Source organism: Janthinobacterium glycogeni, assembly GCF_051380725.1.
Lineage (GTDB): Bacteria > Pseudomonadota > Gammaproteobacteria > Burkholderiales > Burkholderiaceae_D > Janthinobacterium.
In genome coordinates this window covers 1-15,817 of record NZ_JBNYXP010000011.1, presented here as the reverse complement: position 1 = coordinate 15,817, position 15,817 = coordinate 1, and the positions used below count along the sequence as shown (strand labels likewise).

Here is a 15,817-nt window from a genome sequence, read left to right as displayed (position 1 = left end):
CGCGACTATCGACTGGGTGATGAGCTATTTATGCGAGCACAGCTATGACGCAAATTGCCTTCCCCAAATTGCTTTCTTCCCAGATTGCATTCGATATCGCGCGCACCATCCGCGACGGCTTTGACAAGCATTACCGTCTGTTCCGCGAAACCAGCCAGCAAGCCAAGCGGTATTTCGAGCAAGGCGCCTGGGCCGCGGCGCAGACGGCGGCCCGCGAACGCATCGACTTCTATGACAAGCGCGTGCAGGAATGCGTGCAGATGCTCGAAGATGAGTACGAAGAGTCGGAGTTGAGCGACGAAGTGTGGCGCGAACTCAAGCTGCACTACATCGGCATGCTGACGGAACACAAGCAGCCTGAACTGGCGGAAACCTTCTTTAATTCCGTCTGCTGCAACATCCTGCACCGCACGTATTTCAATAACGACTATATTTTCGTGCGCCCCGTCGTTTCCACGGAATACATTGAAACGCAAGACCCGGCGCCCACCTACCGCGTGTATTACCCTGGCAAGGATGGCTTGCGCCACACCCTGACGCGCATGGTGAACAACTTCCAGCTGGACTGCGCATTTGCCAACCTGGAACGCGACGTGGCCCAGGTGGAAGCGCGGCTGCAGCAGCTGTTCGGCGGCGACAAGCTGGAGCCGAACCACCAGATCCAGGTCTTGACCAGTTTGTTCTACCGCAACAAGGGCGCCTACCTGGTCGGCAAGGGCATCAACGGCAACCGCGAATACCCGTTTGTCGTGCCCATCCTGCACAACCGTCATGGCAAGCTGGTGCTCGACACGGTGCTGTTCGAGCAGCAGCAGATCGCCGTGCTGTTTTCATTTACGCGCGCCTATTTCCTGGTCGATATGGAAGTGCCGTCGGCCTATGTGCAATTTTTGCGCAGCTTGCTGCCGCGCAAACCGCGCAGCGAAATCTATACGATACTGGGCCTGCAAAAACAGGGCAAGACGCTGTTTTACCGCGACTATCTGCAACATTTGAAACACTCGTCGGACCACTTTGAAAGCGCGCCCGGCATCCGCGGCCTGGTGATGCTGGTGTTTGCCCTGCCGTCGTTTCCGTATGTCTTCAAGGTCATCAAGGATTTCTTCCCGCCGCCCAAGGAAACCACGCGCGCGCAGGTCCAGCAAAAGTATTTGCTGGTGAAACACCACGACAGGGTGGGCCGCATGGCCGACACGCTCGAGTATTCCAACGTGGCCTTTCCCCGCGCCCGCTTTGCCGCGGAACTGCTGGCCGAACTGAAACAGTTCGCCCCCTCGCTGATCGAGGAAGACCACGAGCAGATCATCATCCGCCACCTGTACATCGAGCGGCGCATGGTGCCGCTGAACATGTGGCTGAGCAATGCCGAGAAGGAAGGCCGCGCTGACCTGGTCGAACACGCCATCGTCGAGTACGGCAACGCCATCAAGGAACTGGTGGCGGCGAATATTTTTCCTGGCGACATGCTGTATAAAAATTTTGGCGTGACCCGTCATCAGCGTGTCGTTTTTTACGATTACGATGAAATCGAGTACATCACCGATTGCCAGTTCCGCGTCATCCCGCAAGCCCGCACGGAGGAGGAAGAAATGTCGGCCGAACCGTGGTATCCCATCGGCAAGCACGATGTGTTTCCCGAACAATTCGGCACCTTCCTGCTGGGCAATCCCCGCATCCGCAGCTATTTCATGCAGCACCATGCCGACCTGCTGACGGCGCAATATTGGCAGGCGCGCAAGCAGCGCATCGAGGACGGCCATATCGAGGACGTCTTCCCTTACCCGCAGCACCTGCGTTTTTGTATGCAGTCACCCTCCCCACCCTTAACCGGAGATCCAACATGAATGATCCAGTCGTAATCGTCGGTGCCGCGCGCACCCCCATGGGCGCCTTCCAGGGCGACTTTGCCAACGTCACCGCCAGCGACCTGGGCGCCGTGGCCATCCGCGCCGCCGTCGAACGGGCCGGCGTGGCGCCCGATGCCGTTGAACACGTGTTTTTCGGCAATTGCCTGATGGCCGGCCAGGGCCAGGCGCCCGCGCGCCAAGCCTTGCGCAAGGCGGGCTTGCCCGATTCCACGGGCGCCGTGACCCTGTCGAAAATGTGCGGCTCGGCCATGCAGACGACCATGTTCGCGCATGACACCTTGCTCGCCGGCAGCGCCGACGTGGTGGTGGCGGGCGGCATGGAATCGATGACCAACGCCCCCTACCTGGTACCCAAGGCGCGCGGCGGCTACCGCATCGGCCACGGCATGATCTATGACCACATGATGATGGATGGCCTGGAAGACGCCTACAGCCGCGACGAAAAGGGCAATGCCCGCTCGATGGGCACGTTTGCCGAAGAGTGCGCCAGCCAATATCACTTCACGCGCGAAGCGCAGGATGCCTTCGCCATCGAATCCGTGAAACGCGCGCAAGCGGCCACCAAGGATGGCAGTTTCGAATGGGAAATCGTGCCCGTGACGGTCTCCGGCCGCGGCGGCGACACCGTCGTCAGCATCGATGAAGGCCCGCAAAAAGCCCGACTGGAAAAAATCCCGACCTTGAAGGCCGCCTTCAAGAAGGATGGCACCATCACGGCCGCCTCGTCCTCGTCGATCAACGACGGCGCGGCAGCTTTGGTGCTGATGCGTGAATCGACGGCGAAAAAACTCGGCTGCACCGTCATCGCGAAGATCCACGGCCACGCCACCCATGCGCAGGCGCCGAACGAATTCACCACGGCCCCCATCGGCGCAGTGAAAAAGCTGTACGCGAAAACAGGCTGGAGCAGCAGCAATGTGGACTTGTTCGAGATCAATGAAGCGTTCGCGGCCGTGCCCATGGCCGCCATGCACGACCTCGACATTCCGCATAGCAAGATCAACATCCATGGCGGCGCGTGCGCGCTGGGCCACCCGATCGGCGCCTCGGGCGCGCGCATCATCGTCACCCTGCTGGGCGCCCTGAAGAAAACCGGCGGCAAGCGCGGCGTAGCGGCCCTGTGCATCGGCGGCGGCGAAGCGACGGCGATGGCGATCGAACTGGTATAAGCTCTTCCTGAGCACGGGCGCGCACCGCGGTTCACGGTGCGCGCCCTTTCATTTTATTTTCAGGGAGAACACATATGCCTACCGCATTGATCATCGGCGCCTCGCGCGGCATCGGCCACGAGCTCGTCCGTCAGTACCGCCACGATGGCTGGCGTGTCATCGCCACGGCCCGCACACCCGACGCTTGCGACGCTCTCAAGCAACTGGGCGCGGAAGCGCACCAGCTGGACGTGACGGACGTGGAAGGCTGCGCCGGCCTGGGCTGGAAGCTCGACGATGAAAAACTCGACGTGGCCATCCTCAACGCGGGCGTGTACGGCCCCCGCCACGACGGTTTCCCCGCGCAAGCCGATTTCGACCTCGTCATGCACACCAACGTGCTGGCGGCCATGCGGCTGCTGCCGATCCTGGCGCCGCTGGTGGCGAATGCAAAAGGCAAGCTGGCCGTGCTGTCCTCGCACATGGGTTCCCTGAGCGAACGGGGCAACCCCAGCGGTTCGCTGTACCGCGCCAGCAAGGCGGCCCTGAATTCCGTGCTGATCGACACGGCCCTCGTGCATGGCCCGCAAGGCGTCAGCTGCGTGGCTTTCCACCCGGGCTGGGTCCGCACGGACATGGGCGGCGCCGGCGCCGATATTTCGCCTGAGGAAAGCGCCGCCGGCATCCGCGCCACCCTGGCCAGCCTGCCCGCCACGGACAAAGCCGTGTTCCGCAACTACGACGGCAAGCCCATCGCCTGGTAATTCCCCCACACACCATAAAAACAAACGAGACGACGTCCCATGATACTCAACGAAGAACAGACCATGATCCAGGAAGCGCTGCGCAGTTTTTCGCGCGAGCGCCTGGCGCCCAACGCGGCCCGCTGGGACAAGGAACATCATTTCCCGAAAGAAGAATTGCGGGAGCTGGCCGCCCTGGGCGCCTTTGGCGTGGCCGTGCCGGAAGCGCTCGGTGGAGCCGGTCTCGACTATGTGTCCCTGGCCCTGGTGCTGGAAGAAATCGCCGCCGGCGATGGCGGCACGTCGACCATCATTTCCGTCAACAATTGCCCCGTGTGCAGCATCGCCATGATGTACGCCAACGATGCACAGAAGGAACAATGGCTGCGTCCGCTGGCGCAAGGGACCATGCTGGGTGCGTTTTGCCTGACGGAACCGCACACGGGCAGCGACGCCTCGGCCCTGCGCACGACGGCCACGCGCGACGGCAATGACTACGTCATCAACGGAACCAAGCAGTTCATTACCAGCGGCAAGTATGCGGACGTCGCCATCGTCATGGCCGTGACCGACAAGGCGGCCGGCAAGCGCGGCATCAGCGCCTTCTGGGTGCCGACGAACACGCCTGGCTACATCGTGGCGGGACTGGAACAGAAGATGGGCCAGCATTCATCGGACACGGCGCAAATCCTGTTCGAGAATTGCCGCATCCCGGCGGAAAATCTGATCGGCGAAGAGGGACAAGGCTACAAGATCGCCCTGTCCGGCCTGGAAGGCGGACGCATCGGCATCGCCTCGCAAGCCGTGGGCATGGCGCGCGCCGCGTATGAAGCGGCGTTAAGTTATGCGCGCGAGCGCGAGAGTTTCGGCAAGCCCATCTATGAACACCAGGCCGTGCAATTCCGCCTGGCCGACATGGCGACCCAGATCGAAGCGGCGCGGCAACTGATACGCCACGCGGCGGCCATGAAGGATGCGGGCTTGCCCTGCCTGAAAGAAGCGGCCATGGCCAAGCTGTTCGCATCGGAAATGGCGGAAAAAGTGTGCTCGGACGCCATCCAGGTGCACGGCGGCTATGGCTATGTGTCCGACTTCCCCGTCGAACGCATCTACCGCGACGTGCGCGTGTGCCAGATTTATGAGGGGACCAGCGATATTCAGAAGATACTCATCGCTAGAGCTTTATAAGCAAGGAAAGAAGGCGCGTGAAGCGGTAAAAGTCTCGGCGCCTTGAGCAACCGTAGCGAGCAAGCTCGATATCGGCTGGAGTAACGCAGCCGTACTGAAGTACGGCGAGTAACGCCGAGTCGAGAGCGGGCTGCGCAGTAGGTTGCTCAACGCGCCAGCCACAGACGAAAAAAAAGCCCGCTAGCGCGGGCTTCGTTCCAATGTATTACCAATGCTTTAATCGTGTCATGGACGCCAGTGCTATCTGCAAAGTGCCTCCTGATTTTCGGACTCCCATGCTATCTGCATGGTGACTCCAAGTGTAAATCGACCATCGTATCCGGAATTACAAAATCCATTTCTTCACACTGTCACGCCATCGACATTACACCTGTCGGTCGCCGCGCTGAAACTGGATGGTGAGATAATTTGCTGCCAAATCTCAATCACTGAACGGAGTATAGCACAGCTTTTTGTGCGGTGCAATAATCTTTTTAAATCAAGTCCTTAGCGCCAGCGGCTTGTCTTCTTCGCCGCCACGGGCCACTCTTTCATATTCGGAAATCACTTGCGCGCCCAGCAGCAACAGGGTGGCGCCGATTTCCAGGCTGAACATGACGACGATGGCCGTCGTCATCGAGCCATACACGACATTGACCTGCGACAAGGTGGAAAAATACCAGACCAGCACATGGCGGGCGATTTCCCACAGCAAGGCCGCCGTCACGCCGCCGATCAGCGCATGCGTGATCGACAGCCGTCCGACCGGCATGACCAGGTAGATCGAGCTCAGCACGAGAATTTCGCCCCCCAGCCCCAGCAGATACAGCAGCACGCCGGAGACGCCTTCCAGACCCCAGTCGTGGCGCAAAAAGCGCACGCTTTCCTCGCCCATCACCTGCAGGCCGCCCGCCACCAGCGTGATCAGCAAAATACCGATGCCCAGGCACAGGATGTAGCAGTACGGCAGCACGGCGGAAATGAGGAAATGGCGGCGGCGGATGGCAACGCGGTGGATAAAAATCACGCTCATGGCGTTTTCCAGCACGGTAAACGCCAGCGAACTGAAGAACAGCATGGTCAACAGCAGCAGCCAGCCGATCACGCCGCGGTTGTCGAGGAAATGCGCGATCTCGCCCACGATAGCCTTCGATTGTCCCGGCACCAGCCATTCCAGGTAATGGCCAATTGTTTGCAGCAATTCATCCTGCGCGATCACGTGCGACAGGGCCACCACCACCAGCATCAGCAAGGGCACGATGGACAGCAGCGAGTAATACGCGACGGCGCCCGCCAGCAGCAAGCCCTGGTTGGCGCGAAAACCCTTGAGCACCTGCAGCGCGAAGGCCAGCGGATGGCTGAGGATATAGGTACTGGCGTGGCGGTTGATCATGTCGGGTGCGGTGAGGAAGGCGGCGCGGCCTCGTGCCACGCCTTATCACACTAGCATACTGACAATCGCCCCGCTGCACCGTACGCTAGCAGACGGCCGGCTCCAGCAAGGTCAAGGTTTGCCGGTCCGCATCGAGCGTGGCGAGGATGCCCATCGGTATCGTGAACTGGTGGCGGATGTGGCCAAACGAATAACCGCTGACGGCCGGCATGCTCAAGGGCAACAAATGCTGGTCGAGGGTGGCATCGAGGCTCAGCGCCGTATCTCCCTCGGCCGCTTCGCAATGCTCGAAGATGCCCAGCATCAGCGCCGCCGCGTGCTTGAAACCGATGGACAGGTCGAGCTGGCACAACATCCTGTCGATGCGGTAGGGCACTTCATTGATTTCTTCAAGGAACAGAATGTGCTCGCGGAAATCGGCCGCATATGGCGTGCCGGCCAGCGCGCTGACCATGCACAGGTTGCCGCCCGTCAAACGTCCCGTGGCCTGGCCGCCATGCACGGTGCGGATGGCGAAATTCGGCTGCGTCTGCGCGCGGCGGTGGTTGTCCAGCGCCATCGGGATCGTGTAGTTATCCTGCGGCGTCATCAGCACATTGCGCAGCTGCGTCACCGTGTAGTCGGAAAACATCGATGAAGCCACGGGGCCGTGGAACGTCACCAGGCCCGTCTGGCGGGCGATGGCCAGGTGCAGGGCCGTGATGTCGGAATAGCCGATCAGCACTTTCGGGTTGCGCCGGATCAAGGCATAGTCAAGCAGCGCCAGCAGCGAGATGCAGCCGGAACCGCCGCGGATGGCCCACACCGCCTTGACCTCGGGGTCGGCGAAGGCCCCGTGCAGGTCGTCGAGGCGCTGCTGCACCGTGCCCGCATAGTTGCCGTGCACGGCGCGGATATTGGCGCCCAGGCTGGCGCGCAATCCCAGCGATTCGATATTGCGCTGGGCCTTGGCGATGGCGTCTTCATCCGTAAAACCGCCCGGTGCGATGATGGCCACCAAGTCGCCCGGCTGCAGGCGCGCCGGCTTGATCAATGCGTGTTGCTGTTGCATGCGTTTGCCCTTCCCTTGCGTGGCCGCCGCCCATGCCGGTGTGCCTGCCGCCCCCAGGGTGGCAGCCAGCAAGCCGCCGAAGCGGCGCCGGCTGAGATTGGTCTGACTGGACATGCGGCCCTTTCCTGGAATAAAAACGGCGACGCCAGGCGCCGCCGCACGAGGTTAGCATGCCGACGGGATCGCCGCCGGCATGGCTGCCTTACATGAACTTGTACTTCAGCTGGAACGACAGCGAACGGCCGCGCGGGTCGGCCACGCGCGGATCCCAGCCGGCGCCCACCACTTCATCCACGTTGTGCGCGGTAAACGGCGGATCGCGGTCGAACAAGTTCTGGATACCCACGGTGATGGTGGTATTTTTGAAGCCCGTGTACGTGCCCGACAAGTTATACGTCGTGTAGCTGGACACGTCCGATTTGAAGCCCGGTGGCGGCGCGCCCTTGCCGCCGTTCGGCAACTGGTCCTTGTAGCCCGACGAGTAGCTCTGGATCAACAAGCCGCTCCAGTCGCCGCGCGACACGCCGAAGCTGGCATTGTGTTTCCAGCGCAGGTACAGATCGCGCGTATAAAACTTGCCGACCAGCTCCTGGTATTCCTGGCCTTGATATTCCGCAAACTTGAAGCTGTCCATATACGTGCCGTCCAGGGTGGCCGTCCATTTCGCGTCCCGGATCTTGCCTTCGCCGCGCAAGCCCACGTCCAGGCCGCGCACGCGGCTACCTGCCGCATTGATCCAGCCCGCCTGCACGTACTCGATGGTGCCGTCCGGATTGCGGTGGATGTACTGGTTCAGCGCCTGGTAATTGGTCAACACGATTTGCGGCGTGCGGTTCAGGATGCGGTCCTTGGTGTTGATGGCCCAGTAGTCGAACGAAGCGGAATAGCCCTTCACCGGTTCGATGACAAAACCGACGCTGCCCTGCTTCGACGTTTCCGGTTTCAGGTTGGTATTGCCGCCCGTCTTGTAGTCAAGGCGGTCGATGGCGCAGTATTCGGGCACGCCAGGATGCTTGGCGCAACCTTCCTGGTCGATCACGCCGTTCGGCAATTCCTGGCTCAGCGAACCGGAATACAGTTGCTGGAAGCTTGGCGCGAGGAAACCCTTGCTGGCCGAACCGCGGAACAGCAGGAAGTCCGTCGGCTGGTAGCGGAAGGCCACTTTCGGATTCGTCGTCGCACCCACCAGGCTGTAATCGTCGCGGCGGATGGCCAGCTGCATTTCCAGGTCCTTCGTGACCGGCACCAGCAATTCCGCATACACGGCCTTGACGGTACGGCTGGCATCTTTCAATGCGGCATTGCCCGGCGCCAGCAGGATCTGCATGGCATCGACGTCTTGCCCGAAGCTGTAGCCTTCGCGGCGCAAGTCAAAACCGGCTGCCATGGCCAGCGCACCGGCCGGCAGCTGGAACAGTTCGCCCGAAACGGAACCATCGATCTGCGTCAGGGTTGTCTTGCCGTGCTGAAAGTCGCCACGGAACTTGGTCGACTCGATCAATTGCTTGGCCGCATCCGTCTGGCTCTGGCCGGCGCCCACCCACGGATTGATGATGCCGCTGGCCAGCGCCGCGTACAGCTTATCCGTATAGGAATAGCCATCCGTCAGCTTGGTCTTGGTGCTGCTTTCGGCGCGCGAAATGCCCGCCTTGTAATCCCACTTGCCGAAGTTGCCTTCGAAGCCCACCAGCACGCGGGCATTGTCGGTGGTGTTTTCCTGCGTGCGGTTGCCTACGTCATTCGCGCGCCATTTGTAGGAAATCGGCTTGCTCTTGTCGAACGTAGGGATGTAGGCCGACAGGTCCTGGTAATACGCGCCGCCCACCGGATACAAATTCTTGTTGGCGACGGTCGCCTGCACCTGCATCGGCGTCAGGATGGCCGTGGCCTTGGTGCGCGAACCGAGCACTTCGACAAACATGCGGTGGTCGGGCGCCAGCTGGAAGGTGCCGCGCGACAGCAGATTGGCCCGTTCAACGGGGAATTGCAGCACATAGTCGGCGCCATAGTCGTAGGCGCACGAATACCTGGTGCGCAGCGGCGAGGTCACGTCTTTCCACAATTCCGTCTGGTACTGCGACATGCCGGCGATGGTGTCGCACTTGCCCTGGAAGCTCAGCGGATTGGCTTGCAGATACACCGTCGGGTCGCCAGGCAAGGTGTAACCGCCAATAAACGTCCCTGGTTTTTTCGGATCAGGATTGGGGATTTGCAGTGCCGTGCCGGTCCCTGCCATCTGGTTGGCGAACGGCGTGCCCGTGGTATCGGGCGACAGGCCGCGTTCCGGCTGGAAGCCGTTGACGAAGGAGCGGTCACGGCCATTGAGCTGTTGCGCCTTATCAACCGTCAGGCTGGCCATGATGTTGTAGCGGTCCGAGTCCAGCGAGCCCGTGCCTGCCAGCAAGGAGGCGCGGCGCGTGGCGCCGCCGCCTGCCTGGGTATCGTTGGTGGAAACGGACGCTTCCACGCCGCTGTAATTGGTTTTCAGAATGAAATTGATCACGCCGCCGATGGCATCCGTGCCATAGATGGCCGAGGCGCCATCCTTGAGGATTTCCACGCGCGAAATCGCGCCGAGCGGGATCGAATTCAGGTCGACCGACTTGCCACTGGCACCGTGCGTGGCGATGCGGCGGCCGTTCAACAGCACCAGGGTGCTCGACGGTCCCAGGCCGCGCAGCGAGGCGAACGAGGCGCCGCCGCTGACCCGGTCGGCATCGGCGCCAAACACGTTATTGCCCGACGTCATGTTATCGGCGCCCGTGCCGTTCGCCGACAGGGTGCGCACCAGTTGCTCGGTCGTCGTGATGCCCTGCTTTTCGATCTGGTCAAACGAGATGACTTGCACCGGCAGCGCGCCTTCCTTGGCGACACGCTTGATGCTGCTGCCCGTCACTTCGACCCGTTGCATCGCTGGCGCTGCCGCTTCCTGTGCCATCACCGGCCCCACCACCCCCATCAATGCCACCAACTGCGCTAGCTTCTTCAATTTCACAGGTCTTCTCCTTGTTGGGCAATCGAAACTTGAGTTCTCAAGTCAGGCTGTTTTTTCACGTCGCAGCTGTCTGTCTCGCGGTACATTTTTTTATGACATTTGCGCATGACTTTATTTGTTTTCATTTTCAGAGTAGCGCGATGCATCTGCGGCCAGCCAATGAAAAATGCTTTCCTAACCATAACTTTTTGGAATGAATGCCCTTTTCAGCGACAAGGTCACTTGCCTGCGGGGCTACCCCTGGCTTTATCCACGTCCAGGTAGCGCCAGGACGTGAATTCCACGGGGTGGCGCCTGTAGTTTTTTAGCCACGGCTGTTGCAAATCGGCAGAGATGGGATGCGTCAGCAGCACCCACGGCGTGTAAGCGTGGATCAGCTGAAACAGGTCGAAGTACAGACTGCGTCGGCGCGGCGTATCGGATAGCAGGCGCGCCTCCTCATAGCGTTTATTGTAATCGGGCAAGTTGAAGCGGGCATAGTTGGCGCGGCCAACGTTGCCGCCATACAACAATTGCATAAAGTTATCGCCATCGGGGAAGTCGGCGATCCAGTTGCTCTCGAACATCTGCACCTTGCCCAAACGCGAGGCCTTGATGATTTCCGTCTTCTTGTCGCTTTTAAATTCCACGTGCAGGCCGATAGCGTTCAGGTTGCGGCGCCACAATTCATCGCGCAGCCGGCCCACCGTGCTCGGCTCCGTGTGCATGGTGAGCAGCAAGGGCGTGCCATCCGGCTGCGTGCGGAAACCGTCGGCGCCCGCCTTGTAACCGAAGCGGTCCAGCAGCGCGCGCGCCAGCACGGGATCGTAGCCGACGGGGCTGCGGTAATTCTTGTCGTAACCGAGCACATTGGGCGGCAGCGGCGACTGCGCGGGCAAGGCCAGCCCCTTCTTCAATAGCGCGATGTCTTCGCGGCTGTTGTAGCTGAGGGCGATGGCGCGCCGCAGGGCCAGCTTGTCTTTCGTATAGCCGCCCAGCACGGGGTCGTCCATGTTCATCCACATGTAATACGTCTGCAGCACGGGAAAGCGCGTCAGCTGCAAGCCCTTGGCGGCCAGCGCCGGCTTCAGCGCGCCGTTTTGCAGCACCATGTCCGTCATCGATTCCGGCACTTGCTCCAGGTAATCGAATTCGCCTTTCAGAAAGCCCAGCATGCGCGATTGATATTCCTCGACGATGCGCACCTCGATGCGCTCGACCAGCGGTAAGCGCTTGCCTTCCAGCGCGGTCGCAATGGCGCGCGCATCTTCCGGCAAGGCGGCCAGCGCCTTGGCCTCCGTATGGAACATGGTGGCACGGAACGTCGGGTTGGCTTGCAGCACGATCTTGTCGCTGCGTTTCCACTCCTTCACCAGGAACGGCCCCGTGCCCACGGGGTGGTTGCCGATCTGCCCTGCCGCCGGATACGCTTCGGCCACTTCGCGCGCCACCACGGCTGTCGCCGGCATGGCCAGGTAAAACAGGAAGTTCGGATCGACACCGTTCAGGCGGATGCGCAAGGTGTATTTGTCCAGCGCCTGCAAGCCGGCGATCGGCGTGTCGTAGCTGAATTTAGTTTTCAGGGCCGCATCGCCCACCAGCTTGTCTTCCAGCAAGAACAGCCACGGCGACTTCAGGCTGGGGTCATACAACCGCGTCAGGCTATACACATAATCCTGCGCCGTCACTTCGCGCGGCTTGCCTTTAAAAGCGGGATCGGGTGTGAAGAAGATGCCGGGCTGCAAGTGAAAGGTGTACGTGCGCCCGCCATCTTCCACCATCGGCATGGCGCGCGCCGTATTGCCCTGCAGCTGCACGGGGCGCGCCAGGTAGTCGTAGCGCAGCAGCGGGTCAAAGATGTTTTCCATCAAATTTAAACTGGCCAAGTCCGAGGCCACGGCCGGGTCCAGGCCCGTCTCGCTGGTGCTCAAAAACAGGTGCAGGGTCTTGTTCGCGCGGGCATCGGCGGCGGCATGCGCGGGCGCAGTGAAAAGCGTCAACAGGGCCAGGCCGGCGGCGCAGGCGGTTTTGCGTAAAAACATCATCAGTGATCCAGTACAGACAAGGGAAACGAACAGCGATAAGCGACAGGCATCCGCCACACTACGCGGGCGAGCGACGGGGCGCCAATGAAAACAGGCTGCCAGCTTATAACTTTTTGGCATGCGATTGCTGCATTCTTTCATCAACTCGTATCGGACTGCCCCTATACTTTGTTTGCAGACATTTTTCACTCCCGACACACAGAACTGATCGCATATGGCACTTAATTACATCTGGTCCGGCTTTTTCCTCGTTGGCTTCCTGGCCGCAGTGCTGCAGTGGCTGTTTCTCGGCGATACCGATATCTTCAAGCGCATCATCGATGGCACGTTCGAAACGGCGCGCATGGGCGTGATGGATATCGCCCTGCCGCTGGCGGGCGTGATGACCCTGTGGCTGGGGATCATGAACATCGGCGAAAAAGCGGGCATCGTCGGCTGGCTGGCGAAAGTGATCGCCCCCTTCTTTTCGCGCATCTTCCCGGAAATTCCGAAAGACCACCCGGCCACGGGCCACATGGTGATGAATTTCTCGGCCAACCTGCTGGGTCTGGACAATGCGGCCACGCCCTTCGGTTTAAAAGCCATGGAAAGCCTGCAAACCTTGAATCCGAACAAGGAAGAGGCGACGAATGCGCAAATCATGTTTTTGGTGCTGCACACCTCGGGCCTGACCCTGATTCCGCTGGCCATCATGGCGCAGCGCTCGATTCTCGGTGCGGCCGACCCGTCCGACATCTTTATTCCCTGCATGATCGCCACCTATGTCGCCACCGTAGTCGGCATCATCACGGTATCCATCAAGCAGCGCATCAACTTGCTCAACCGGGTCGTGCTGGGCTGGATGGGCGGCATGACGAGCGCCATCGTCGCCATGATCTGGTACTTCACGCAATACCTGACGAAGCAGGAAATCGAGCTGGTCTCGAAAGTGGTGAGCAACCTGGTGTTGATCAGCGTGATTGCCATCTTCATCATCGGCGCCCTGCGCAAGAAGGTGAACGTGTATGACGCCTTCATCGAGGGCGCGAAGGGCGGCATCCAGACCTCGATCACCGTGATTCCCTACCTGGTCGGCATGCTGGTGGCCATCAGCGTGATCCGCAACGCGGGCGTGTTCAATTTCCTGATGAGCGGCATGAACTGGTTCTTTGCCAACCTGGGCATCAATACGGACTTCGTGCCCGCCCTGCCGACGGCCATGATGAAGCCGCTCAGCGGCTCCGGCTCGAAAGCCATGATGATCGACGCCATGAACACCTACGGCGTCGACTCCTTCGTCGGCCGCCTGGCCTGCGTGTTCCAGGGCTCTGCCGACACCACCTTCTATATTGTGGCCCTGTATTTCGGTTCCGTCGGCATCCGCAAGACACGCTATGCCATCACGGCCGGCCTGATCGCCGATCTTGCCGGCGTCGTCACCGCCGTCTTCGTTGCCTACGTCTTTTTCCACTAAGGAGCACCATGTTACGTCCTGTTCTGATGGCGGCGCTGTTGGCTGGTCTTGGCCTGTCGACGGCCCACGCGCAATTGCCCGAATCCGTCAGCCTGCTGCTGCGCAGCGCGAATATCCCCGAAGACGCCATGGGCGCCATCGTCTTGCGCGGCAACTCTACCTTGCTGTCGCATGGCGCCGAGCGCAGCATGCAGCCAGCCTCTACCATGAAGCTGGTGACGACGGCCGTGGGCCTGGAGCAGCTCGGTCCCATCTTCCGCGGCCGCACGGAACTGCGCACCAGCGCCGACGTCATCAATGGCGTGCTGAAGGGTGATTTGATCCTGCGCGGCGGCGCCGACACGGATTTCAATGCGGACGTGCTCGCGCACATGCTGCAGACCCTGCGCACGCAGGGCATCCATAAAATCAAGGGCGATCTGATCCTCGACCGCCAGCTGTTCCAGCCGGCCCGGCCCGACATCGGCACCCTGCCGTTCGACGAGTCGGCCGAGTTCCGCTACAACGTCATTCCCGATGCCTTATTGCTGAACACCAATCTGATCGACATCAATGTGAGTTCGACGGAGCGGCAATTGAATCTGCAAATGCAGCCGGAACTGGAGAATGTCAGCATCACGAGCGACATGAAGCTCGTCAAGGGCAGCTGCGCCCGCTGGGAAGACGGCTGGCGCCCGCCCGAATACCGGCGCGATGCGAGCGGCAAGCTGCAGGTGATCCTGCACGGCACCTTCCCGCAAAACTGCAGCAAGGCCACCAGCATCAATGTGCTCGACCGCAACGATTATGCGGACCGCCTGTTCCGTGCGACCTGGAAACGCCTGGGCGGCACGATCACAGGCACGGTGCGCGAAGCGCCGTTGACGGGGCTGCCTCCGACGGCCGAACCGGTCGGCACGCGCATGCTGGCCGACCACGTGGCGCGCGCCTTGCCGGAAGTCTTGCGCGATATCAACAAGACGTCCGACAACACCCTGGCCCGCACCTTGTTCCTCAGTCTGGGCAGCCTGCAAAGCGATGGCTGGCTGGGCAGCCGCCCCGTCGCCATGGCGGCGCCGGAAGATACGGCGACGCGCGCGCGGCTAGTCATCCAGGAATGGTTCCAGCGGCACCATATCGACACCCAGGGCATGCTGGTCGACAACGGTTCCGGCCTGTCGCGCACGGGACGCATTGCACCCGCGCAAATGGCCGGCGTGCTGCAAGCGATGCAGCAAAGCCCGTGGGCGCCCGAGTTCCAGTCCAGCCTGCCCATCGTGGCGCTGGACGGCACCATGCGCAAACGCCTGTTGAACAGCCCTGCTGCCGCGCGCGCGCGCATCAAGACGGGAACCTTGAAGAATGTGGTGGCCATCGCCGGCTACGTGCCCGATGCGAATAATCAACAGTGCGTAGTGGTCGCCATGATCAATAGCGACCTGGTGGGCAATGGCAACGGCCGCGCGGCAGTCGATGCGCTGATCGAGTGGGTGGCCAGGAGCGGCACGGTACCGGTGGTTACCGGTCCGTAAAAGGAAAGCAGAGACAGAAAGGCAGCGCGCAGCGCTGCCTTTTTTTTCGTCTGTTGCATTGGCAGCGGATGAACCGCCGGGGTCAGCCTCCTCGCACTGACCGTCGGTCGGCGGATCGGTGCAGGCCGGTGCAGCTCGGTGCAGCTCGGCGTAGGTCGGCGTAGGTCGGCGTAGGTCGGCGTAGGTCGGCTTAGGTCGGCTTAGGTCGGCTTAGGTCGGCTTAGGTCGGCTTAGCGCTGCGCGCGTAAGCCGACAGCACCACAGGCCCCCACAGCACCACCGCCCCTCTGAATCGCCAGACGAAAAAAAACCCGCCAATTGCTTGACGGGTTTTTTCTTTACTGCGTATAACAAGCCTGACGATAACCTACTTTCACACTGGTTGCAGCACTATCATCGGCGCAAAGTTGTTTCACGGTCCTGTTCGGGATGGGAAGGGGTGGGACCAACTTGCTATGGTCATC

At 61.0% G+C, this 15,817-nt stretch carries 10 protein-coding genes and 1 rRNA gene; 6 read left to right on the top strand and 5 right to left on the bottom strand.

What is annotated here, in order from left to right; translation table 11 throughout:
• Positions 1–44: 44 nt before the first annotated feature.
• The 4 genes from aceK to ACQ4W4_RS22005 all read left to right on the top strand — a co-directional run bounded on the left by aceK (position 45) and on the right by ACQ4W4_RS22005 (position 4,947).
• Positions 45–1,844: a bifunctional isocitrate dehydrogenase kinase/phosphatase gene (gene aceK, locus ACQ4W4_RS22020; RefSeq protein WP_436543782.1), complete on the top strand. Its 1,800-nt coding sequence runs from the start codon at positions 45–47 to the stop codon at positions 1,842–1,844.
• Positions 1,841–3,037, top strand: a complete 1,197-nt coding sequence (locus ACQ4W4_RS22015; RefSeq protein ID WP_152285190.1) for an acetyl-CoA C-acyltransferase — start codon at positions 1,841–1,843, stop codon at positions 3,035–3,037. The genes aceK and ACQ4W4_RS22015 overlap by 4 nt, the downstream gene beginning before the upstream one ends.
• 74 nt (positions 3,038–3,111) lie before the next feature.
• Positions 3,112–3,780, top strand: coding sequence for an SDR family oxidoreductase (locus ACQ4W4_RS22010; RefSeq protein ID WP_436543781.1), 669 nt, complete (start codon positions 3,112–3,114; stop codon positions 3,778–3,780).
• Positions 3,781–3,819: 39 nt separating this feature from the next.
• Positions 3,820–4,947 carry an acyl-CoA dehydrogenase family protein gene (locus ACQ4W4_RS22005; protein WP_436543780.1) on the top strand — a complete coding sequence of 376 codons (1,128 nt, stop codon included), beginning with the start codon at positions 3,820–3,822 and terminating at the stop codon, positions 4,945–4,947.
• Between the two features lie 478 nt (positions 4,948–5,425).
• On the opposite strand, the gene ACQ4W4_RS22000 is transcribed toward ACQ4W4_RS22005, so the two are convergent.
• From ACQ4W4_RS22000 to ACQ4W4_RS21985, 4 genes are all read right to left on the bottom strand, one after another.
• A complete protein-coding gene (locus ACQ4W4_RS22000) occupies positions 5,426–6,319 on the bottom strand; it encodes a YihY/virulence factor BrkB family protein (RefSeq protein WP_436543854.1) in 894 nt (297 codons plus the stop codon).
• A gap of 85 nt (positions 6,320–6,404) precedes the next feature.
• Positions 6,405–7,484 (bottom strand): S66 peptidase family protein, encoded by a 1,080-nt coding sequence (locus ACQ4W4_RS21995; protein ID WP_436543779.1) that lies wholly within the window; start codon positions 7,482–7,484, stop codon positions 6,405–6,407.
• Between the two features lie 88 nt (positions 7,485–7,572).
• On the bottom strand, positions 7,573–10,365 hold the full coding sequence (locus tag ACQ4W4_RS21990; RefSeq protein ID WP_436543778.1) for a TonB-dependent receptor: 2,793 nt from the start codon (positions 10,363–10,365) through the stop codon (positions 7,573–7,575).
• A 218-nt stretch (positions 10,366–10,583) separates the two neighbouring features.
• Positions 10,584–12,386 (bottom strand): ABC transporter substrate-binding protein, encoded by a 1,803-nt coding sequence (locus tag ACQ4W4_RS21985; RefSeq protein WP_436543853.1) that lies wholly within the window; start codon positions 12,384–12,386, stop codon positions 10,584–10,586.
• A 217-nt stretch (positions 12,387–12,603) separates the two neighbouring features.
• Here ACQ4W4_RS21985 and ACQ4W4_RS21980 point away from each other — a divergent pair, with 217 nt between their 5' ends.
• Entirely contained in the window at positions 12,604–13,842 is a 1,239-nt protein-coding gene (locus ACQ4W4_RS21980) for a nucleoside recognition domain-containing protein (protein WP_436543777.1), read from the top strand.
• 8 nt (positions 13,843–13,850) lie between these two features.
• Positions 13,851–15,353: a D-alanyl-D-alanine carboxypeptidase/D-alanyl-D-alanine endopeptidase gene (gene dacB / locus ACQ4W4_RS21975; protein WP_436543776.1), complete on the top strand. Its 1,503-nt coding sequence runs from the start codon at positions 13,851–13,853 to the stop codon at positions 15,351–15,353.
• 354 nt (positions 15,354–15,707) lie between these two features.
• Here the strand turns inward: dacB and rrf are convergent.
• Positions 15,708–15,817: ribosomal RNA gene (gene rrf / locus ACQ4W4_RS21970) — 5S ribosomal RNA — on the bottom strand; the annotation flags it as partial.